The sequence below is a fragment of the Colwellia sp. M166 genome, assembly GCF_024585285.1.
Classification (GTDB): domain Bacteria; phylum Pseudomonadota; class Gammaproteobacteria; order Enterobacterales; family Alteromonadaceae; genus Cognaticolwellia.
In genome coordinates, this window is sequence record NZ_CP040755.1 from 204,690 (window position 1) to 226,134 (window position 21,445).

The window sequence follows — 21,445 nt, forward strand, 5'->3', positions numbered from 1 at the left end:
AGCTCTAAGGACTAGGTTCTTTAGAGCTTTTGTACTATAATCGATCGACTTTTTTCGATGGTAATAATTTTTATGATGATTGCCATCTTCATCTACAGATAAATGGATAAAACACCATGAATTTGCATGAATATCAAGCGAAACAATTATTCGCTGAATATGGTTTACCAGTTTCTGAAGGTTTCGCTTGCGATACTCCTCAGGAAGCGGCAGAAGCAGCTGATAAAATCGGCGGCAATATGTGGGTTGTTAAAACTCAAGTACACGCGGGTGGCCGTGGTAAAGCTGGCGGTGTTAAGCTAGTTAAAACTAAACAAGAAATCAAAGATTTCGCTCAAAACTGGTTAGGTAAAAACTTAGTTACTTACCAAACTGACGAAAATGGTCAGCCAGTAGCTAAAATCTTAGTAGAAAGCTGTACAGATATTGCTAACGAATTATACCTTGGTGCTGTTGTAGACCGTGCAAGTCGTAAAGTAGTATTCATGGCGTCTACTGAAGGCGGTGTTGACATCGAGAAGATTGCTGAAGAAACTCCTGAGTTAATTCACCAAGCTGAAATCGATCCATTGGTTGGCGCTCAACCTTACCAAGCACGTGAATTAGGCTTCAAGTTAGGTTTAAACCCAACGCAAATGAAGCAATTTGTTAAGATCTTTTTAGGTCTTGCAAAAATGTTTGAAGATTTCGATTTCGCTTTATTAGAAATCAATCCGTTAGTAATCACTGACGAAGGTAATCTTCACTGTTTAGATGGCAAAATTGGTATCGATGGTAATGCTTTATACCGTCAACCTAAAATGCGCGCATTTCACGATCCATCTCAAGAAGATGAGCGTGAAGCACATGCAGCAAGATATGAATTAAACTACGTAGCTTTAGACGGCAATGTAGGTTGTATGGTTAACGGTGCTGGCCTTGCAATGGGCACAATGGATATCGTTAACTTACACGGCGGCAAGCCAGCTAACTTCCTTGATGTTGGCGGCGGGGCGACTAAAGAACGTGTTTCTGAAGCATTCAAAATCATTCTTTCTGACGACAACGTTAAAGCTGTTTTAGTTAACATCTTTGGTGGCATCGTTCGTTGTGACATGATTGCTGAAGGTATTATTGGCGCGGTTAAAGAAGTAGGCGTTAAAGTACCAGTGGTAGTACGTTTAGAAGGTACTAATGCTGAATTAGGTCGTGAAGTTCTTAAAAACTCTGGCTTAGATATCATTGCTGCTGAGTCATTAACTGATGCAGCGACTAAAGTTGTAGCAGCTGCGGAGGGCAAATAATGTCTGTCTTAATTAACAAAGATACTAAAGTAATCTGTCAAGGTTTCACTGGTGGTCAAGGTACATTCCATTCAGAACAAGCACTTGAGTACGGTACACAAATGGTGGGTGGCGTAAGCCCAGGTAAAGGCGGTCAAACGCATTTAGGCCTTCCAGTATTCAATACAGTACGTGATGCAGTAGAAGCAACTGGCGCAACAGCTACAGTTATCTATGTTCCTGCACCATTTTGTAAAGATGCAATTTTAGAAGCTATTGATGCCGGCATCGAGCTTATCGTTACTATCACTGAAGGTATTCCAACTTTAGATATGGTTGACGTTAAAGCTAAGCTTGATCAATCTGGCGTTCGTATGATCGGTCCTAACTGTCCAGGTGTTATTACTCCTGGCGAAACTAAGATTGGTATCATGCCTGGTCACATTCACAAGCCTGGTAAAGTAGGTATTGTTTCACGTTCTGGTACGCTTACGTACGAAGCCGTTAAACAAACAACTGATGCTGGCTTTGGCCAATCTACTTGTGTAGGTATTGGTGGTGACCCTATCCCTGGTACTAACTTCATCGACGTATTGGAAATGTTCCAAAACGATCCACAAACTGAAGCAATCGTAATGATTGGTGAAATTGGTGGTACAGCTGAAGAAGAAGCGGCAGAATACATCAAAGCAAACGTTACTAAGCCTGTTGTATCTTACATTGCTGGTGTTACTGCACCAGAAGGTAAGCGTATGGGTCACGCTGGTGCGATTATCGCTGGTGGTAAAGGTACAGCTGATGAGAAATTCGCTGCTCTTGAAGCGGCTGGTGTTAAAACTGTACGTTCTTTAGCGGACATCGGTAAAGCACTTAAAGAGAAAACAGGTTGGTAAGCGATTCGCTTATAGCTTGTAATTCTTAATAAAAACCCGTCTGCTCTAATAGAGCGCGCGGGTTTTTTTTAGAGTATCACTTTATATTTTTATAAAGAGATCTAAAAAGGTTCTTCTCTGTTGCATCCTCTACTAATGTACCTTTTAATGCTATGAACGCTAGCTCTTTGGCTTCTTCCAGTGAATGACCACGAACACTAATAATATCTTTATAGTCGTACCATCTAATTCCATTTTCTTTAATCGCAATTTGAAATGAGTAGTTATTACTCTCACCATAAATTCTGACTTTATGATGGTTATACTTATTCTCAATAAAAGGTTTATTATTTTTCGTATTGCCTCTTACCCATTTCTCACTATGAACAAAATTGCTTATAACCTTATATAAGTTAAGTATTTTTCCACTTAGTTCTTGATCTTTTTTGGTTAAATGTTCAATACAAGTACTTCCAACAATTTTATAGCCCCAATTAGGGTGATAAGTTTGATGCTCATACCTAATGGCAGTTCCGCAGTTTGCTCGTTCACATTCACCAGCCAAGTCACCTAGATCATCAATTGATAACAGGCTCCAGCCAGTATTCGGTTCTATTAGTCCATGCTCACGGGCATGACAACCTTTACATAATGATATGCAATCGCTAATTGCGTACTCCCAAGGTAATTTACCTTCTAAATAGTTGGTGTGGTGAGCTTGCAGCACTACCTCATGATTTGATCTTTGACATTTTAAACAAGTATACCTATCTCTAGCTTTAACTTTATCTGCAAACTCAAACCAAGCACTATTTCTATAAAATTTTTTTATTGTACTCATGTTTAATTCCATTTAATAAGCCTAATATTCATTACATTGCCTTAAACACATTTCTAAATCAAGGCACTTCAAGTGCGTAAAATCAAAGGGGTCAGGTACATTTGATTTTTCAGTTAGAAAAAAATTAGACGGACATATATGGACGCTTCCTTGATGTCAACCCAAGTGAATACGAAAACATAACAAAACGGGCTTATGTTTTTGATTACTGAGCATTACTCTTTTCATACTTTTGTTCATGATGACAGGCGCTTTCGCTTGCTTAAAGCAAACTGTACTGACATATATTCGAGCTATGGTTTGTTATCCATGCTCCAGATAAGTTGCGAACTAGAAATACCTTAAAACATTGTTCACCCAAACGTGATAGATACACTTGTCCTCTCACAGGCTTTGTTCTAGTTGGCTAGTGCCTTTTTTTCATCTTATCAACAACAGTCTTGAAAAGTTTTCTGGATAAATTAAGTCCCCTCTAGCAGCCTAAACACCCACACAGACTCATGGCCTTTGTCCTGCACAGGCTTACTAGAGGGTAAAACGGGTCGTCAATCATGTGATTACCTTAACCGGTTGAGGCGTGTAATGGCATTGCTTTTGTAACAATGTCCACATGATGCGTGCTAACTTGTGCGCAGTGGCAACCGCGGTACAATTGAACGGTTTTCGTGCACTTAACTGGGTTATCCACACACTCAATGCATCGTGTTTCTTTCTGGCATGAACGATGATGGCACGCGCACCATGGATAAGCTGTTTACGCAGGTATTGGTCTCCACGTTTACTGATGCCGCCCATCACGCTTTTATTGCCTGAGGCAAATTGTTTGGGTGTAATGCCTAGCCAAACAGCAAAGTCGCGTGCACTGGTGAAGGCTTGTCCACTGCCTATAGAGGCAATAAAGGCAGAAGCATTGAGGTAACCAATGCCAGGGATACTCAATAGTATTTGCCCTAATGAATTGGCTTCAATGTCAGTTTTTAATTGTTTTTCAATCGCTTTAATACGTAGGTTTAAGGTTTTGAATTCTTGATAAACATCGTTAACTAGCCACTGAACTGATACCGATAACGTGGTATCAAGTGATAATGCTTGCATACTTTCATTAAAAGCAGGTATGCCTAACGGGAAAACAAGGCCAATGTCAGCTAATAAACCACGTAGTTGATTAGTGACCGCTGTACGTGTTTTTAAGTAACCTTTCTCGCAAGCGATGTAGCATTAACGTTTCTTGCTGAGTTTGGGTTTTGATGGGGACAAACCGAATGAAAGGTCGCCTACTTGCTTCGAATATGGCCAGTGTATCGTTACTGTCATTCTTGTTTCCTCGCACAAAAGGTGTCACGTGTTGCGCAGGAATTAAGTGCACAGTGTGACCGATGGATTCAAACAACCGGCCCCAATAATGAGAAGAATAACAGGCCTCCATCACAACACGACATGGGGGTTGCATTTGCATAAAATGCTTCAGTTGAGCGCGGTTCAAGCGCTTATTAAAAACGCCTTTATTAGCCTCAGTAAACCCCATGAGTTGAAAAACGTTTTTTGCTAAATCAATTGATATTGTGCTAACTTTCATGACGGACGTTCCTTAAATTAACTGATTGTTTTTAACCAGTTTGGCGCATTGACGCCGTAATTGGGAGCGTCCATCTCATCACCCATTCTAAATTAATTGCTTGTAATCAAAGGGGTCAGGTACATTTGATTTTCATTTAAATACCATCATGTCTATATTCTCTTATCTACCGTTATCGCGGTGGCGACGACACCCAAAAAGTATTAGAGGGACAGCCACTCTAACTCTAGAAATTAGAGGGACACTCACTGTAACTCACTGTAAATTGATCGGCTTGGAGTTTGTTCATCAGTTTGGCGCCGGGGTGCCGACTGCACCCAGAGGGAGGCTATCGCCGGCCTCCCTCTGGACTCCCTCGGCGCTGCAACATTAAACGTGTGTCCTTCATGACGTCCAATATTCTTCGACGTACCAGTGCTGAACGTGCATCCATGCACTACAACGCTTTCACTGGCATCCATGCCAGTGATACGTGAATATTGGTCATCATTCCGGCGTTTAATGAAGCAGACTTAGCGTTTGGTTTATCTGTAGAGTTTATTCTTTAATATTTCAATAAACCGGTTTGCTAAATAACTACACCATAGAACTCACAAACTCTTGATCCCATCTCAGCAATGGAAACTGAATTTAGATAAGTACGATGTTTATCGGAGCCATGGATGGCGTAGACTGCCGTGTGAAGGGACGATTTTCGGCAGGTATAAACTTCGTGCCTAAATTCTGTTGGAATGTCTTGCTGTGTCGGGCGCCATGGGGAGTCCAGAGGGGCTTTTGGCGTGTAACGCCCCTCTGGGTGTTGTCGCCACCGCGACGCCAAGCAGAAAAATTAAACTCCAAGCTATTCAATTTATAAAACTAGATCTCACTTATTCTAATTTAGCCTTTTGGGGGGCGCATACTGGTTTGGCGTCGGGGGGCCGACTACACCCAAAAAAGAGAGGGGAGACTAGCGCCGCTCATACTTCTTTGGCTCTGGACTCCCTCGGCGCTGCTACATTAAACGTGTGTCCTTCATGACGTCCAATATTCTTCGACGTACCAGCGCTGAACGTGCATCCCGGCACTACAGCGCTTTCACTGGCATCCATGCCAGTGATACGTGAATATTGGTCATCATTCCGGTGTTTAATGAAGCAGACTTAGCGTTTGGTTTATCTGTAGAGTTTATTCTTTAATATTTCAATAAACCGGTTTGCTAAATAACTACACCATAGAACTCACAAACTCTTGATCCCATCTCAGCAATGGAAATTGAATTTAGATAAGTACGATGTTTATCGGAGCCATGGATGGCGTAGACTGCCGTGTGAAGGGACGATTTTCGGCAGGTATAAACTTCGTGCCTAAATTCTGTTGGAATGTCTTGCTGTGTCGGGCGCCATGGGGAGTCCAGAGGGGCTTTTGGCGTGTAACGCCCCTCTGGGTGTTGTCGCCACCGCGACGCCAAGCAGAAAAATTAAGCTCCAGGCTATTCAATTTATAAAACTAGATCCCACTTATTCTAATTTAGCCTTTTTTGGGGAAAAAATTAAACGAACACTCACTCTAAATTAATGGGGTGGAGTTTGTTTACTGTTTTGGCTCTGGACTCCCTCGGCGCTGTAGCATTAAACGTGTTTCCTCTATGACGTCCAATATTCTTCGACGTACCAGTGCTGATGGCACTGCGCTCCTTGCCATCCATGGCATCGCGCTTTACCGTTCATCATTCCGGCGTTTAATGAAGCAGACTTGGCGCTTGTTTCATCGTACGAAGCTCTCCTCTTGCTTATTTAGGTAACAAAACTGCAATGATCGCTAGAGCCCTTCTCAGTTGGAAAGTTTTTAGCAGGATCCCTGTTTACCCCACTATCGGTAGCTTTTTAATGGTCTAGTAAGAATTTTATCTATAGGTTAGCGCAAGATTAGCGTCTCTAATGGCATCAAATTAAGAGTTACTGTCACTTGAAAAATATCATTTAGCGTGCTAGAAATTAACATTATAGGGTTATTTTATAGTCAAATTATGCTTTCAGTACACGGACGATGGGAAATAAAAATTGATAATAATGTTGTCATTATTTGGTTTGCAGACGCTTGGAATGAAGAGGCTATCGTTACTTTTTGCAAAGAATTTAAACAGGTAACGCTACCCCTTATAAATAAGCAGTGGGCAATAATATCAATTTTTGAGCAATGGCAACTCGGTATTCCAGCAATAGAATTTCATGTTGCAGAGCTTTGTCAGTGGTTTAAAGATAATGGCTGTGTTAAGGATTGCCATGTCTACTCTCCAAGTTTTCTAAAAACATCGCAATTAGAGCGTATTATCCCGCATACCGATTCTGGCTATGAAAGATGCGTTTTTACCAATGCCGAAATGGCCATTCAATGGCTAGAAGAACAGGGCTATCCAATCTCTAATCGGCAATATGTTTATGATAAATTTAATCTGCCTGCTCATAGTTCATAAGCTCAAGTATAAGTAGGGTCAGATACACATTAAGGCTTCATGCACGCTAACCGACAGTTGTCGCGGTGGCGACGACACCAAAAAAGAAAAGTGAGACTAGCGCCGCTCATACTTCTTTGGCTCTGGACTCCCTTGGCGCTGCAACATTAAACGTGTTGCCTCCATGACGACCAATATTCTTCGACGTACCAGTGCTGATGGCACTGCGCTCCTTGCCATCCATGGCACCGCACGTTACCGTTTATCCTTGAACATAATCAATGTGCTACTTCACTTTGCTGGCGTCCTGCCAGCAATAGCTGATATTGATTATTTACTCAGCATTTTCCCAAAGTAGACTAAGAGTTTGTGTCAACCTTTTGTGCTGCTCTACATGGTAGATGAGTTTCTGTCTTATCAACGATCTCTGAGTCCCATCTCAGCATTGAAATTGTAATTTTTAATAGCTGTTAATCGATGACAGCCATGGATGGCTGGAACTGACGTCGCGCAGGGACGAGCATTCGTCAAGAATCGATAACGGCAAAAATTACGATTTCAGCTTTAGTTGAGCAGGGCGCCACGGGGAGTCCAGAGGGGCTTTTGGCGTGTAACGGCCCTCTGGGTGTTGTCGCCACCGCTACGCCAAGCAGATAAATTAAACTCCGAGCTGTTCAATTTATTAAATTAGAGCCCACTTACACTAACTTAGCCTTTGGAGTCAGCTAACTGGTTTGGCATCGGCGTGCCGACTACAACCATTAAATAGATTTTGTTTTCTATTCATTTTAATCATTGCCGTTTATAATGCCGTCATTAATTTTATACCCTTGAAGAGTAATATGAAGTTCCCAAAAGATGAAACAGGTAAAGTATTGTTTGAAATGCAAAAGGCAGGTATCGATTTAACGGTAATTCATACGGTTGTTTTTTATCACTTATTCGGATCACAAGAACAAGCGGAGGCTATGGCAGCCCATCTTGCTGAAGTAGAGCCTGCTATTATTTCTGATGTTCATATTGATGACAATCCAAAAGTGTGGGCTTTAGCTTGTTCAATAAAAGTATTGCCTCTTTATGATGCCATTATTGCGCTAGAAGCTCAGTTTGAAGAAATAGTCACTCAGTTTAAAGGTTATACCGATGGTTGGGGGATTGAAGCTTAAATTCTCCATATTTTATAACCTATCAGTCTACCCATAATAACTTTATCTAAAATCACAGGCATCATAGCTGCCTGATTTGTTCCTTGATGCTTTCATAATAAATACCGGTAGATATGAATTTAATTGACATTATTTCTCTGTGTTAAATTCATTAATTGTATGATGCGACTATGAGTGTAGTCGCGCCATCATGTCAGGCAGTTTAGTAGCCTTCTGCGCAAATTCTTCATTACCGTTATAAAGACAATCAACACAAAAACACATCCTGCTTACAGTTTCTGACGTTGCTATACATTTCCCAGACAAAAGCCATAAAGAATCGAACGCAACAAGACTTTATTATGGCGGTATAAATAAACAAGACATTAAACTCAGGGAATAACACTCATGAACAAACGATTAATTTACAATAACCTTATCAGTAAGTCATTTATCAGCATGGCATTGCTTTTAGCGTCTTCATCGGCGTTTGCTGAAACAGAGTATCCCAAAAACCCAGTATTAAGACCACTTACCTTAACCGATGGCACTATCGCAGTTGGTGGTGCATTATTGTGGGGTGAAGAAAAAGACGATAGTCGTGGTGCACTTAGCTTAAATGCCGCTTACGGTCTAACCGACGATTTAACCCTAGGTTTAGACGGCTTGAATTATCGAGTATTGGCTCGCCCTGATAATAATTTGGGCTTGGAATTGGCGGTAGGATTAGGCGTCAGAGGTTATCAAGACTCACATGTTAATGGTGATGCAATCGCTTATGGCGTGGATTTAAATGCTAAGTATGTTTTTGATAAAAATATCGCGATGACATTCTCTTTAGGTTACGTCAAGTGGGATGAAGAGCAGCTAAAAAATAAAGATGAATATCGTTACTCTGTCGGTGTGCAAGCAAATGTCGCAAAAAATTGGACCGCGAGTGCAAACTATACGTATCGTGATTTAATCGACTTTACTCAAAATAGTGCTCATGAAGTTAGTGTTGGATTAAATTATGCTTACAGTAAAAGTACTGATGTTGGGGTATTTACTGGTTATTCTAATTTTGATGCCTTAGAAAATGGCTATAGAGTTGATCATAGCTTTGACCATGTCGCCGGTGCTTACGTAACTTATCGCTTTTAATTATCGTTAAAGTTACTGTTTAATCAGGGTAAGTTATTAACCTTGCAATATAAAAGCCTTTGAGACACAACAATGGTGAATGTCTCGAAGGCTTTTTATGATGAGTTATTAATTACTGTTAGCTGTCAGCGTTAATCGCTGAAATGAGTTCAGCTAGGCATGCTTCATTTTGCTCATGTGGTACCTGACAAGTACCAGCAGCATTATGACCACCACCATTATATTTCAGCATTAATTCGCCAACATTGGTTGTTGAACTACGGTCAAAAATTGATTTTCCGGTGGCAAAAACAGTATTTTGTTTTTTCAATCCCCACATAATATGAATTGAGATATTACACTGTGGAAATAGGGCGTATATAACAAAACGATTACCAGAATAGATAATTTCCTCATCTCTTAAGTCTAATACCACTAAGTTGCCATGCACCGTTGCACAACGCTTAATTTGTGCTTTGAATTTTTCTTCATGAGCAAAGTAAAGTTCAGTACGCTCTTTTACGTCTGGCAGTTCAAGTAACTCATTAATACTGTGATCTTTACCAAACTCAATTAAATCCATCATCAGTTCATAGTTTGAGATTCGAAAATCTCTAAAACGTCCTAAACCTGTGCGCGAGTCCATAATAAAATTCAGTAATTCCCAGCGCTTAGGATGTAGTACTTCTTCCATATCAAACTGAGCTGAGTCACCTTTATCAACTGCCTTCATCATGCTTTCCCAGCTAGCAGGAAAAGTTTCTGTACCGCCGTAATAATCATAAACAACGCGGGCAGCGGATGGCGCTTCTGGGTCGATAATATGATTGTCTTTCTTTTCATTACGCAAGGTTTCACTGTGATGATGATCAAAAGCAATATGAACGCCATCAACGAAAGGTAAGTTGGTGGAAATATCGTTAGCTCCTACGGCAATAATTCCGTCTTGCATATCTTTGGGGTGAACAAAGAGAATGTCGTTAACTAAATTAATATGCTTGAGTAAAATAGCGCAAACCAAGCCATCGAAATCACTGCGAGTAACTAAACGGTATTGTTTATTATCCGACATTTATTGTCTCCATTAGATTTAATTTTCTTATTATTTAACATTATACAAGCTGAGCTAAGGCTTAGCTCAGCGCTTAAATACTATAGCTTTTGCCTGTTTTTACGTTAAATTTGCTACTCATAGCTCGCTATTAGGTAGACAAATATTTCTTGATACAGATAAAACTTATAGCATTGATAATAAACTAGGCATTTATTTTTTATAAAGATAGTTTAAGTCACTGTAAAATTTGCCGTACTCTTGTGTTTCGCATATCCATTATCCCAAGTCCAAGTTACATGAGTCATTTTAAGCATAATAACGGCTGATTACTCAGGATAAGATCAAATTTAATGTTAAATAAAGTCGTTTTGCTTTGACTTCATTATTAGCATAAACTTTCTGTGCTTTTAGTACTAGCCCAAATCAGCAGTCCAACACGTTATAGCTATTGCGAACTCGCAACAAAAGCTGAGTTGCTTAATCAAATTGTCACTTTTCATTCAAATAACCGTCATATAAATTTATTAGTTTATAGCAAATTATCAAGATCAATATGAGTATTTGTTATGCAAACTAAAAAATGGCCGGAAGAAAATGTTAATGACTTCGATGATTATTTTGATAATCAGCAGCGAAAAAATAACAAGCAATCTAAGCGTAAATGGCGTGAAATAGAGGCTTTTAAGGAGCAAAGAAGAATGCAGCAAGAAATGCAGTCGTATGATGACTATTTAATGCATTAAGACCCGAACCTTCGTTGTGTAAAGCGCATGTGATAGCAATAATGCTGACTTATTTTATTATTACACTGCGCTTTTAAACGCTATTTTGAGCACAGATAACGCTGATGAATAACCATTAAGCTTAACTTTTCACTATTTCTCAGTATTTCTCGGTAATTTCAGGCGATGTTTTCTGGTCAAACCAAATCGCATTGCGCTATAATCCGTTTTTTGTCATTAACCGTGTATTACTTCATGAAGTTCCCCGGACGCCGTCAGCATAGACATTATTTCCCTGTAGATAATAAAAACCCGTTAACAAACCAAGTAAACCCTAGCTCACAAGCTGATAAAAACTATATTGTCGGTATCGATCAGGTTTTAGTGGATATTGAAGCCAAAGTTGAGCAAGCGTTTTTGGATGAGTTTGATCTACAACGAGGCATGTCACAGGTCATTTCAGACGAAGTAACGCAACGCTTATACAAACGCTTAAAAGATGAGGCGTTAATTAATTACGAATTTGCCGGTGGTACCATAGGCAACACCATGCATAATTATTCTGTCTTAGCAGATGATCGCTCGGTGTTACTTGGCGTGATGTCTGAAAATATTCATGTTGGTGATTACGCTTATCGCTTTATTAGTAATACCTCTTCACGTGTTGATCTGAATTACCTGCAGCCGGTTGATGGCCCTATTGGTCGTTGTTTTACGTTGATTGATGATACCGGAGAGCGCACGTTTGGTATTAATGCGGGCTTGATTAACCGCTTACGTCCTGACTCTATTGACGAGTCGTTAATTTCAGGTGCATCAGCACTGGTGATAAGTTCGTACTTAATGCGTACACAACCAGGTGATACCATGACTGAAGCCGCAATTAAAGCAGTGAAATGTGCTAATGCGGCTGGCGTCCCCGTGGTATTGACCTTAGGGACTAAATTCCTCATTGAAGAAGAACCTGAGTTTTGGCGTGATTTTGTACAAAAACATGTCAACATACTGACCATGAATGAAGAAGAAGCCTTAGCGATCACCGGGATAGAAGAGCCACTACTTGCGGCCAATAAATGTCTTGATTGGGTTGATATGGTTATCTGTACTGCCGGTAAAGATGGTTTATATATGGCTGGTTATGTTGATGAGCCGTTTAAACGCGAAAGTGAATATCCGCTAATATCAGCTGAAATTGAAGAATTTAATCGTTATGAATATTCTCGCCCTATGTTATTGAAAGATTGCCAAAAGCCAATGCGAATATATACCCACTCAGCACCGTATATGGGCGGACCTGAACGCATTAAAAATACTAATGGTGCTGGCGATGCTGCACTTGCCGCGATATTGCATGACTTAAGTGCTAATGTTTATCATAAAAATACTGTGGCAAATTCAAGCAAACACCAGCAACCGGCTTTAACTTACTCCTCGCTATCACAAATGAGTAAATATGCTAACCGAGCCAGTTATGAAGTATTAGTGCAGCATTCACCACGTTTGTCTCGTGGCTTACCCGAGCGAGAAGATAGCTTAGATCAAGCTTATTGGGCTCAGTAATTTATCTATTAAGCATTATAAAATGCCAGTGGATTAGCATTGTTATTGTGGTGACTATTTAATTAGTGCAATTAAGACTACAATGACAGCGCTTTTTAGCTGAGAAAAGTAACTGCTCGGTAATTCATCCCCTTTAATGAGAATTTTAAGCTTTTCCATGACGACTTTAACCACGCATAAATCATCACAACGCCGTTTACTTATTGCACTTGCTATCACTAGTGCCTTTATGGTGTTACAACTTGTCGGCGCTTTTTACGCAAACTCTTTAGCTGTTTATGCGGATGCAGGGCATTTATTTGTTCACAATAGTTCATTGTTTATTGCTTTAATTGCTTCGACATTAGCGATAAAGTTTGGACGAACCTTTAGCGATGGTTATCGTCGTTTAGAGCTCTCAGGTGGTTTGATCAATGGTTGTCTGTATTTATTGATCAGTTGCTGGATTTTATTGCAAGGTGCGGAAAGACTGTTTGGTCATGAGCACCATGATGAGCATGAAATTAACACCTTTGTTATGTCAGCAATTGCCTCGTTAGGTTTCTTATTCCATGCCGCATCGGCTTATGTTTTATATAAGGGCCGCAAAGACAGTGTTAATGTTTATGCGGTGTTTTTGCATACCTTTTTTGATCTCCTCTCGACCATAGTGACTTTTGTTACCAGTATTGTTATTCATGTGACGGGCTGGACGATTGTTGATTCACTATCAAGTATATTAATTTCATTTTTTGTGCTTTATACTGGCTCTAAACTGCTTTATAAATGTGTTAAAGGTTTATTTTTCAACGGGATACGGTTGCCGGCATTGAAAAAAATTGAAGCGGCTTTACAAGCTATTGAACACATTGATAATGTGCATAACTTAATTGTAAAAAGTGATAATGGTCAGGTGGTAGTTGGTGCTCATATTGTCCTTAAACATAAATGTACATTAGAAAAACATGATGAAATTTGCCGCTTTCAAGTTGAACGAGTGTTGAAAGAGCAATTTGATGTCAGTACCAGTGTGCTACAAATTGAAATTCATGGTTGTCAGCATCACTAGCGAAATAAGTTATAGCAATTTTACTAAGCTCTGAGTGGGGAACAAACTTAATAAACTTGGTATTAATCTACGCCAGCTATGTCTATTCGGTATTAAATCTTTATACCGGTATATTTACGATTTAAATCAATAAATTTAGCCTAATTATCCGTTATCATAGCGAGATGTTTCCTATGAGTCTTTTGCATGTCACCAACAAAGCAAACACTAAATAATAGCCTACTGAGTGGTTTTTTAATTTTATTGGCGTCGATTATTATTTTTGCTATTGCACAAGTTATCGAGCGTTTTTTGAATAGCTATGAACTCGCGTCGATGTATATTTCTTTTTGTGCCGGTTTTATCTTATTTACTCCTTTGGTAAGCCTAGCATTACATCCATTATTAAGCGTTAATTCGGATAAAAGTAATAAAATCAAAGCGACAGGCTTAATTGTTAATGTTGGCTTAGTTGCTGTTGTACAAGGGGCGTTCTTTTTAATTTGGATGACAGATGCGATTGCGATTTATAGCATTTATGTTGATGGCAATTCATTTTTAGCCAAAGCTTTTAATATTAACAGTCAAAAAACGACCAGTCTTAGTCAAGAGTTCTATTGGTTTAATGTGTTTTTGGCTTGGTTTTTCTCATTATTATCACTGACTCTTGGTTTATTACCGTGTTTAATTGCCCGTTTGAAAAATTTGGGGGTAGTCGGTAATTTTGTCTCAGCTTTTCAATTTGCTAAACAATGTAAATTACAGCTGGCGGTTTATGCTTTTTACTTAGCCTTTGCTGTTGTTGTGCCATTAATGTACGGAAAATATTTATTTATCCTGCTGTTTCCAATAACCTTAACATGGGTTTTTGTTACTATTGCAAAAAGTTACTTAGCCTCTTCCGAGCTTAGTTCACATCCTACTTTGAAATAAAGTCAGTTATGTCAAAGGCGCAACAATAAGTAGTTGAGCCGCTGCGAACCAACATCACTATTTTTCCATTTTCTTTTACTTGTTGTTATTAGTTTGTTAACGTCAAAAGTATAATAATAACATGCTGATAATAAGCATCTAATTTCAAAACTAAATCACTAGTTTAATTTGAGGAAATTATGATAAAAAAAATATTTAAATGGCTAGGGTTTTTACTACTAATCATTACCGTACTTGCTGGCAGTTTTGCTGCTTATGAGTGGAATGCTGATAAACCTATCAGGTTTCGCTCATTTGTTGATCGTGAAGTTTTAAAAATGGCCTTTGAAAGTCCTGAAACTTTAACCTCGCTAGGCTTCCTAGAATCTATAGGTATCACCGGGCATAATGCAGAGTTAGATGATGCAAGTTTGGCAAAAGCTGATGAGATGTATGTCAAACTGAAGACCGTACACAAAACGCTAAATGCCTATGACGATGAAAATTTAACTGAGGCTGACCGTCTTTCAAAAAAAATTGCCTTATATTTGCTAGATTTTGCCAAAGATTCCGAGCAATTTCGTTATCATAACTACCCGGTAAATCAATTGTTTGGTATTCAAAACGGCTATCCAAGCTTTATGGAAGCTCAACATCAAGTCAATAGTGTTGCAGATGCTGAAAACTACTTATCTCGTTTAGAAAAAGTTAAACATAAATTTAACCAAGAACTAGAAGGCATAAGGCTTAGAGAAGAAAAAGGCATTATTCCTCCAGCGTTTGTTATTGAACGCGTGTTAGAAGAGATGAATAACTTTGTTGATAAGCCTATCGAAGAAAATATTCTCTATAGTTCATTGGCAAAGAAAATGTCAGATAGTGAAAATATTTCAGCTGATGAACAACAGCAGTTATTAGCGAAAGCAAAAAATAACATCAAGACATTCGTACACCCAGCATATCAGTCGCTAATTACCTACTTTAGTAATTTGCAGGCAAAGGCAACAAACGATGATGGCTTTTGGCGTTTACCTGATGGTGATAAGGCGTATGCCAGTGCATTACAGTTTTTCACCACAACAAATTATACGCCGCAATATATTCATGATGTTGGTTTAAAAGAAGTTGAGCGTATTCAAAATGAAATATTGACTATCTTAGTTGAGCAAGGTTATGACACTTCACAAGGCTTTTCTGCAGCGATTGAATCTTTGGCGGCACAAGATAGCTTTTATTATCCGGATAGTGATGAAGGACGAGCGCAAATATTGAAAGATTATCAAGTTATTCTTGATGAAATAGACACCGGCTTGGATGCCGTTTTTAGAATTCGTCCTAAAGCAGGTATGGAAGTCACCCGTATTCCTGAGTTTAAAGAGAAAACAGCCCCGGGTGCTTATTATCAACAGCCAGCGATCGATGGCAGCCGTCCGGGACGTTTCTTTGCAAACTTGTATGATATTAAAGCAACACCAAAATATTCCATGAGAACACTGGCTTATCATGAGGGCATTCCTGGACATCACTTTCAAATTGCGGTGGCGATGGAGCTAGAAGGATTACCGCTATTTAGAATGTTTTCACCATTTACCGCTTATGTTGAGGGTTGGGCACTTTATAGTGAGTACTTAGCATGGGAAATGGGCTTTCAAGATGATTCCTTTGATAATATTGGCCGCTTACAAGCTGAATTATTTCGAGCGGTACGATTGGTTGTTGATACCGGCATTCATTATAAAAAATGGCCTCGACAACAAGCTATTGATTACATGAAAAGCAATACGGGCATGGCGCAATCTGATGTTATTTCTGAGATTGAGCGTTATATTGTGATGCCGGGGCAAGCAACATCCTATAAAGTGGGGATGATGAAAATTTTAGCGTTGAGAGAAAAAGCTAAAACCGCTTTAGGTAATAAATTTGATTTACGTGATTTTCATGATGTAGTGCTAAAAAATGGTGCTGTACCGTTAGATATCTTAGAGCGCTTTGTTGATCGCTATATTGCCGATACATTAGCTAATTAATCTCTCACTTTGCTAAATAAAAGGCCGCTTTGCGGTCTTTTTTTATCGCTGAATGATAGCCCAATATTGTCAACAAGGTTTACCGTTATTTTTACAATCTGGAGCTTATACCAAGTTTATTAAGGAAGCTCCCGAAGGCTGATTTTAAAAGCTTTACAGGCCGTGTTATTGATTTCGATAAGGTTCTCACAGGGATGTGAGTCATTAGAACAACGCAGGAGCAGTTGTCGAGAGTAACCCTTATCTTCAACCAATGCCTTACCTGCATGGATGTAGGTACTTAGCTTCAGTCTGGAACGATGAACCTGTGCCGCTAAAGCTTTTAAATTTCACTGAGTGGGAAGAAACTTAGTAAAATTGGTATTAGATTAGTTACCCGAGTGTGACTTGCCTTTTGAAGGCAAGCAATGGTTAATCTGATATTGATAAATCTGATAAAGAAAGTCTTCTTGATAAAGTCTTTCTACAGCTGCTGTCAATAAAGGTTGCAAGGTGATAAAAGGTGACTTTTTTGCTAAGTGTAAACCTAATTCATGACGGTCTAAATCGAAAGTATTAGTGACTAAGCTGCTATCCATACCTTGTAGGCGTAAGCTGTATTCAAGGCCTATCTTTGAACCAATGATACCATCAATACGATTCATTTTTAGCAAGCTAACGGCTTGTTTATAGTTATCGACTTTGATTTTTTTCAATTTTTTGTCTTGATCAAATATTTTATTAAATTGTGTGTTTCTTATCACCGCAATATTTTTGAGTTGATGAAGGTCTTCGTAGCGCTCAATAGTGATATTACTAGGAGTGACCAAGACAATTTTTATGTAAGAAAGTGGACCAATATAGACAACATTTTTTTTAAGCCCGCTATTTTTTAAAATGAGTGCTAAATCTAATTCACCGGTTTTCAATGAATGCAGAATTCTTGCGTATGGATAGGAAGAAAATTCAATATTTACTGGCAACCCTTCTATTACTGCTTGAATTGCTAGCATATTTACACCAGCACAATGTTTACTTTCAACAAAACCATTAAAAGGAGGAAAGGCAGGTACACTGGCATAAAGTGTTTTATTGTTGGCATAAGATAAGGTATTAGTCATGATTAATACTAAAAACATAAGGTAGACAATCTGCTGGTTTAGCTTAAATCTTTTCAAAGTTATTCCATTAACTATTCATCTCCTGAAAATTATAGTCACGATTATGATTTATTGACATTTTTTTTATTATAGTGGCTTCATAAATTACAAAATATTACACGGAGTTCAGTATTTAACATTATTTTATATCGAAAAATTTATCTTGATTATGTTAATGGTAATGATTATCATTTACTTTAATTTAAAGTTAACTTAACCTTACAGTAGGAATTTATCGATGAATTGGCAAAATTTACTGACAAAGGGTAATACTTACTTTGATAAACAGCAGTGGGTCAAAGCTGAACTTTACTATAAATCGGCTTATAGCCAATTAGCAGGGCGATGGGACTGTGGTGAAAAGCACGAGTCTTTATTAATGGCATGGGTTTGTGCTTGCCATAACTTAGGAACATTATTTGAAACACAGGGGGATCATGAAAGAGCTATCGGGTATTTATTACAAGCCTATCAAGAAGTTCATCGTACCAGCCAAGATGAAAGTGCAAGTGACTCATTAAGAACGTTGGCCTTTACTGCTTTAAAAACCACTTTGCAGGCTATTATGTTTTTTACCCAAAAACATCCCAGCTGTGAACATTGTTTAGCACAGCTTGAGCATTTGCAAAAAACCGCAGAGTTTGAAGTACAAACTTTACATTAACAGTATCTTAACTCTTTTTATCAAAACCTGATAAGGCATAAGCCAATGGCATATAAATTTATTAAAAAGTTCGATGATTTTTACAATTTTAGTTGTGCGTTCGCCTATTCTTTTGACACTTAAACGCTGAAAAAGTGAACTGTTAAGTCTAAGGATAGTAAGGAGATGGCAAAATGTTAGGTTTTACATTCTTTAAGGTGCAAGGTGATAGTATGTCGCCGAATATTCCCAATGAAAGTTATATTTTTGCTAGTCGTTGGTTTGTTGGTTTTTTTTTAGGTGAAGGGAAGAAAATATTAATTCAGCACCGCACTTATGGCTTAATCGTGAAAACGGTTGCTTTGGTTGATCATCATGGCTTTATTTGGTTAAAAGGGGAAGATGCTCGAAGTATATCAGTCGAGCAAATTGGCCCAATAGATAAAGCGCAAGTGATTGGTCGCGTGTTAAGTGTTTTTAAAAATAATGAGTGAAATATACTAGGGGCTAAAATATTAGAGCTATGATGTTAAGCACTTTCGTTGCTTAAATGAAATGTAAGTCGTCTTACTTATGACTGTAGATTTATCACGAGCCATGATAGTTTTTCATTGAAACCATACCGGCGCATTGTAGCGGTTTATCAATTTTTACTGCTATTCAATATTGAGGTTAACTAAATGATAAATCAATGTACTTGTTAAGCCTGTCATTGTTGAGTCGTTGAGGGGAAAGTTGGTCAACTATCTCTAATGTTTGATAAACCTTAGTTAAGCCAACTTTATCGTCTAAAGGAATTTTTTCAAAAGCGGGATCTTCAATGGTATCTTTAAGCGTCGCTAAGGTTGCTTGTAAACTTGCTTTAAAGTCGGTTTCACGCTTTGCCTCTTCTACATTGGATATTACTTCTTTTGCCGACTCTAGCGCTTTTATTAATATGGATAATGTTTCGCTTCTTTGTGCTTCGGACTCAGCATCTGATGTCTCGTTATTATCATCTGACTGTAAACGGGTGATCAAATCGCCCATATACTGAGTTAGGCCTAAGCTCGAATTTTCATTGCTAAGAGAGCTTGTATCAATATCTGATGAAGTATTAGTCAGCTTGCCATATTCGTCTTTTGAAATTAACCCTAGTTGATAAACACGTTCTTTTAGTGATTCTACGTCGTCAAATTTTAAAGTGTCACCACTAAAGAACTCTTTACTCAGCGCATTTATTTTTTGGGCTCGGCTTGATAAATATAAACTACTTTGATCGGTAGCAACCGTTGCTGTTTGCTCTGCCGTGCTTTCTTTATGTTGCGCTATTATGCTATCAATTTCAGATGTACTGGTGCTTGTTGATGACGTATTGACTAGCGAATTGTAAGAATTTATGTTGTTAATCATATGATTATTTCAAAAAATTGACGGAGATATTACCTTTAAGCAAGATCCAAACCAAATATACAGTTTTTTATAATGTCCCTGGCTGTGAGATAATATGACTTTAATTGCGCAACTATACTGGTTGATTTTAGAATAAGTAAATTTGTGTATCGTTTCTTTTTATATATTAATCAGGTAGCTATGACAGCACAGAAACTCGTAAGTATGTTAGATACTTTAGATAATGCTGAGGTTTTTTTTGGTCCTCAAGGTTTTAAACACATAACATCGCTAGATGAATTAGTGGCAGCACAGTTAGGTTTTGGTACTAATGCATCAGATCAATTGGTAGTGAATGAATCAACAGCCGAAAGTAAGGGCAGGTGGCAAAGCTCATGGCAGGTTTTTGCCCGTGATACCGAGTTAGGTGATCCGTATTTTGTCGATACTTTGCAGGATGAACTTCCTGTTTACACTGGGTTTTTAGGTGATGAAGGTTGGGAGCAAAGCTTAGTAGCGCAAAGCCTTGAGGCGTACATTTTATGCCTGCAACTGTTATCAAATTATGGCACACAAATGCAGGCGCAATTTGTTCCAGATCACAATAGTATTGTTGATAAAGTTGTTTTAGCAAAATTATAGCAAGAATTGAGTGACATCTCAGGTGCTGAGCATTTTTGGCAACTGTTTATGCAATGTTACCAAGATTGGCTGATTGAAGATTAGCAATATATATCAAGTAATCATTGTTCTGCTTAGATAAAATTGTTTTCAAAGAACGGTATGGAACTAGATTAGTGGAAAAATATTTAGCTAAGTTTAAGATTATTTTACAACACCTTGAGCATCATCAAGACGAGGAGGTGACCAGCGTATAGCGCTAATGGCCGGTTATGACAGTGCGGCAGCCTTTTCGTGAGCATTTAAACGTGTTTTTCTGCAAAGCCCGATGAAGTTTAGGCAAGCGCCTAATTGGGCACCATGGCACGAACATTATCAAAGTGTATTGACGATAAGGAACAAAATAATGCCAAAAGATGAGAACTTTCAAGTGACGCTAGTAAGCTTCCCGGAAACGTCAATAGCTGTTTTGCAACATAGGGCTTCACCGAGTTTGCTAGGTAATAGCATTGCCCAGTTCATTCTTTGGCGCAAAGCAAACGGCTTACCAGCCAATAAAAGTAAAACGTTTAATCTTATTTACGATGACCCTATTACTACTGCGCCAGATAGCTATCGCTTTGATATTGCATGTGAAATATATACCGAGGTGACAGAAAATCAACAAGGTGTTATTCATCATGTTATACCGGCAGGGCAATGTGTGAAGATACGACATCAAGGCAGTGATGATAGCTTAGCGCCGGCCATTCAGTATTTATATACTCGCTGGTTACAGGGCTCAGGTAAAGCGCTGAGAGATTTTCCATTATTTTTAGAACGGGTGAGCTTATATCCTGATGTGAGTGAAGCAGAGACGATAACGGATATTTATTTACCGATAAAATAGTTTTCTAAAGCACAAGGCTATGGTGCTAATAGAATCAAAGTTAATCACTTAAAAGGCATTATTTAAGCTTTATGGCAAAATGATTTTTTCTTGTTTATATTAATATTAGCGGTATTTTTATCAATATATTAATATAAAAAGTAGTGTTGTAGCGTTGTTTAGTTATATCTAATGCATTCCAAGTGATTGTTTCTAAAGTTGAATGTCTTTCTTTTGTCGTTAATTGCA

The 21,445-nt window shown here is 38.5% G+C and carries 19 protein-coding genes and 1 pseudogene; 15 read left to right on the plus strand and 5 right to left on the minus strand.

Features of this window, described 5'->3' with window-relative positions; all coding sequences use genetic code 11:
- The first annotated feature begins 116 nt into the window (after positions 1-116).
- Positions 117-1,283, plus strand: a complete 1,167-nt coding sequence (sucC, locus tag FGD67_RS01000) for an ADP-forming succinate--CoA ligase subunit beta (RefSeq protein WP_257173272.1) — start codon at positions 117-119, stop codon at positions 1,281-1,283.
- Entirely contained in the window at positions 1,283-2,155 is an 873-nt protein-coding gene (gene sucD, locus FGD67_RS01005) for a succinate--CoA ligase subunit alpha (protein ID WP_257173273.1), read from the plus strand. Before sucC ends, sucD begins: the two co-directional genes overlap by 1 nt.
- Positions 2,156-2,231: 76 nt before the next feature.
- Here the strand turns inward: sucD and FGD67_RS01010 are convergent, their stop codons facing one another.
- Together FGD67_RS01010 and FGD67_RS01015 are read right to left on the minus strand one after the other, a co-directional pair.
- Positions 2,232-2,975, minus strand: a complete 744-nt coding sequence (locus FGD67_RS01010; protein WP_257173274.1) for an HNH endonuclease — start codon at positions 2,973-2,975, stop codon at positions 2,232-2,234.
- A gap of 549 nt (positions 2,976-3,524) precedes the next feature.
- Positions 3,525-4,551 (minus strand): annotated as a pseudogene (locus FGD67_RS01015) (IS110 family transposase).
- A gap of 2,008 nt (positions 4,552-6,559) precedes the next feature.
- Here FGD67_RS01015 and FGD67_RS01020 point away from each other — a divergent pair.
- The 4 genes from FGD67_RS01020 to FGD67_RS01035 all read left to right on the plus strand — a co-directional run bounded on the left by FGD67_RS01020 (position 6,560) and on the right by FGD67_RS01035 (position 9,273).
- Positions 6,560-7,006 (plus strand): hypothetical protein, encoded by a 447-nt coding sequence (locus tag FGD67_RS01020; protein ID WP_257173275.1) that lies wholly within the window; start codon positions 6,560-6,562, stop codon positions 7,004-7,006.
- Positions 7,007-7,169: 163 nt separating this feature from the next.
- Entirely contained in the window at positions 7,170-7,343 is a 174-nt protein-coding gene (locus tag FGD67_RS01025; RefSeq protein ID WP_257173276.1) for a hypothetical protein, read from the plus strand.
- A 484-nt stretch (positions 7,344-7,827) separates the two neighbouring features.
- The gene (locus FGD67_RS01030) at positions 7,828-8,151 is read left to right on the plus strand and encodes a ribonuclease E inhibitor RraB (RefSeq protein WP_257173277.1); all 324 of its coding nucleotides are present in this window, start codon (positions 7,828-7,830) and stop codon (positions 8,149-8,151) included.
- Between the two features lie 387 nt (positions 8,152-8,538).
- Entirely contained in the window at positions 8,539-9,273 is a 735-nt protein-coding gene (locus FGD67_RS01035; protein ID WP_257173278.1) for a porin, read from the plus strand.
- Between the two features lie 118 nt (positions 9,274-9,391).
- Here FGD67_RS01035 and FGD67_RS01040 read toward each other — a convergent pair whose 3' ends face one another.
- Positions 9,392-10,324, minus strand: a complete 933-nt coding sequence (locus tag FGD67_RS01040) for an exopolyphosphatase (RefSeq protein ID WP_257173279.1) — start codon at positions 10,322-10,324, stop codon at positions 9,392-9,394.
- Between the two features lie 548 nt (positions 10,325-10,872).
- Here FGD67_RS01040 and FGD67_RS01045 point away from each other — a divergent pair.
- The 5 genes from FGD67_RS01045 to FGD67_RS01065 all read left to right on the plus strand — a co-directional run bounded on the left by FGD67_RS01045 (position 10,873) and on the right by FGD67_RS01065 (position 16,554).
- Positions 10,873-11,049, plus strand: coding sequence for a DUF3545 family protein (locus FGD67_RS01045; protein WP_257173280.1), 177 nt, complete (start codon positions 10,873-10,875; stop codon positions 11,047-11,049).
- Positions 11,050-11,283: 234 nt separating this feature from the next.
- Positions 11,284-12,588, plus strand: a complete 1,305-nt coding sequence (locus FGD67_RS01050) for an inosine/guanosine kinase (RefSeq protein ID WP_257173281.1) — start codon at positions 11,284-11,286, stop codon at positions 12,586-12,588.
- A gap of 157 nt (positions 12,589-12,745) precedes the next feature.
- Complete coding sequence (locus tag FGD67_RS01055) at positions 12,746-13,636, plus strand: cation diffusion facilitator family transporter (protein ID WP_257173282.1); 891 nt, start codon at positions 12,746-12,748, stop codon at positions 13,634-13,636.
- A gap of 186 nt (positions 13,637-13,822) precedes the next feature.
- Complete coding sequence (locus FGD67_RS01060; RefSeq protein WP_257173283.1) at positions 13,823-14,548, plus strand: hypothetical protein; 726 nt, start codon at positions 13,823-13,825, stop codon at positions 14,546-14,548.
- A 179-nt stretch (positions 14,549-14,727) separates the two neighbouring features.
- A complete protein-coding gene (locus FGD67_RS01065; RefSeq protein WP_257173284.1) occupies positions 14,728-16,554 on the plus strand; it encodes a DUF885 family protein in 1,827 nt (608 codons plus the stop codon).
- Positions 16,555-16,922: 368 nt separating this feature from the next.
- Here FGD67_RS01065 and FGD67_RS01070 read toward each other — a convergent pair whose 3' ends face one another.
- Entirely contained in the window at positions 16,923-17,654 is a 732-nt protein-coding gene (locus FGD67_RS01070; protein ID WP_257173285.1) for an ABC transporter substrate-binding protein, read from the minus strand.
- A 277-nt stretch (positions 17,655-17,931) separates the two neighbouring features.
- On the opposite strand from FGD67_RS01070, the gene FGD67_RS01075 reads away from it, so the two are divergent.
- Together FGD67_RS01075 and FGD67_RS01080 are read left to right on the plus strand one after the other, a co-directional pair.
- Positions 17,932-18,357 carry a hypothetical protein gene (locus tag FGD67_RS01075; RefSeq protein ID WP_257173286.1) on the plus strand — a complete coding sequence of 142 codons (426 nt, stop codon included), beginning with the start codon at positions 17,932-17,934 and terminating at the stop codon, positions 18,355-18,357.
- 173 nt (positions 18,358-18,530) lie between these two features.
- Positions 18,531-18,830 (plus strand): S24/S26 family peptidase, encoded by a 300-nt coding sequence (locus FGD67_RS01080; RefSeq protein WP_257173287.1) that lies wholly within the window; start codon positions 18,531-18,533, stop codon positions 18,828-18,830.
- A 178-nt stretch (positions 18,831-19,008) separates the two neighbouring features.
- Here FGD67_RS01080 and FGD67_RS01085 read toward each other — a convergent pair whose 3' ends face one another.
- Positions 19,009-19,728, minus strand: a complete 720-nt coding sequence (locus FGD67_RS01085) for a hypothetical protein (protein WP_257173288.1) — start codon at positions 19,726-19,728, stop codon at positions 19,009-19,011.
- 180 nt (positions 19,729-19,908) lie between these two features.
- Between FGD67_RS01085 and FGD67_RS01090 the strand changes: the two genes are divergently transcribed.
- Positions 19,909-20,349 (plus strand): hypothetical protein, encoded by a 441-nt coding sequence (locus FGD67_RS01090; RefSeq protein ID WP_257173289.1) that lies wholly within the window; start codon positions 19,909-19,911, stop codon positions 20,347-20,349.
- 385 nt (positions 20,350-20,734) lie between these two features.
- Positions 20,735-21,217: a GyrI-like domain-containing protein gene (locus tag FGD67_RS01095; RefSeq protein WP_257173290.1), complete on the plus strand. Its 483-nt coding sequence runs from the start codon at positions 20,735-20,737 to the stop codon at positions 21,215-21,217.
- The last annotated feature ends 228 nt before the right edge of the window (positions 21,218-21,445 follow it).

Bases quoted from the DNA above. Each gene is read 5' to 3' on its own strand.
- FGD67_RS01020 (WP_257173275.1), top strand. From the start codon at position 6,560: ATGCTTTCAGTACACGGACGATGGGAAATAAAAATTGATAATAATGTT.
- FGD67_RS01040 (WP_257173279.1), bottom strand. From the start codon at position 10,324: ATGTCGGATAATAAACAATACCGTTTAGTTACTCGCAGTGATTTCGAT.
- FGD67_RS01010 (WP_257173274.1), bottom strand. From the start codon at position 2,975: ATGAGTACAATAAAAAAATTTTATAGAAATAGTGCTTGGTTTGAGTTT.
- FGD67_RS01070 (WP_257173285.1), bottom strand. From the start codon at position 17,654: ATGACTAATACCTTATCTTATGCCAACAATAAAACACTTTATGCCAGT.
- FGD67_RS01035 (WP_257173278.1), top strand. From the start codon at position 8,539: ATGAACAAACGATTAATTTACAATAACCTTATCAGTAAGTCATTTATC.
- FGD67_RS01085 (WP_257173288.1), bottom strand. From the start codon at position 19,728: ATGATTAACAACATAAATTCTTACAATTCGCTAGTCAATACGTCATCA.
- FGD67_RS01025 (WP_257173276.1), top strand. From the start codon at position 7,170: ATGACGACCAATATTCTTCGACGTACCAGTGCTGATGGCACTGCGCTC.
- FGD67_RS01045 (WP_257173280.1), top strand. From the start codon at position 10,873: ATGCAAACTAAAAAATGGCCGGAAGAAAATGTTAATGACTTCGATGAT.
- sucC (WP_257173272.1), top strand. From the start codon at position 117: ATGAATTTGCATGAATATCAAGCGAAACAATTATTCGCTGAATATGGT.
- FGD67_RS01060 (WP_257173283.1), top strand. From the start codon at position 13,823: ATGTCACCAACAAAGCAAACACTAAATAATAGCCTACTGAGTGGTTTT.
- FGD67_RS01080 (WP_257173287.1), top strand. From the start codon at position 18,531: ATGTTAGGTTTTACATTCTTTAAGGTGCAAGGTGATAGTATGTCGCCG.
- FGD67_RS01075 (WP_257173286.1), top strand. From the start codon at position 17,932: ATGAATTGGCAAAATTTACTGACAAAGGGTAATACTTACTTTGATAAA.
- FGD67_RS01065 (WP_257173284.1), top strand. From the start codon at position 14,728: ATGATAAAAAAAATATTTAAATGGCTAGGGTTTTTACTACTAATCATT.
- FGD67_RS01095 (WP_257173290.1), top strand. From the start codon at position 20,735: ATGCCAAAAGATGAGAACTTTCAAGTGACGCTAGTAAGCTTCCCGGAA.
- FGD67_RS01030 (WP_257173277.1), top strand. From the start codon at position 7,828: ATGAAGTTCCCAAAAGATGAAACAGGTAAAGTATTGTTTGAAATGCAA.
- FGD67_RS01090 (WP_257173289.1), top strand. From the start codon at position 19,909: ATGACAGCACAGAAACTCGTAAGTATGTTAGATACTTTAGATAATGCT.
- sucD (WP_257173273.1), top strand. From the start codon at position 1,283: ATGTCTGTCTTAATTAACAAAGATACTAAAGTAATCTGTCAAGGTTTC.
- FGD67_RS01050 (WP_257173281.1), top strand. From the start codon at position 11,284: ATGAAGTTCCCCGGACGCCGTCAGCATAGACATTATTTCCCTGTAGAT.
- FGD67_RS01055 (WP_257173282.1), top strand. From the start codon at position 12,746: ATGACGACTTTAACCACGCATAAATCATCACAACGCCGTTTACTTATT.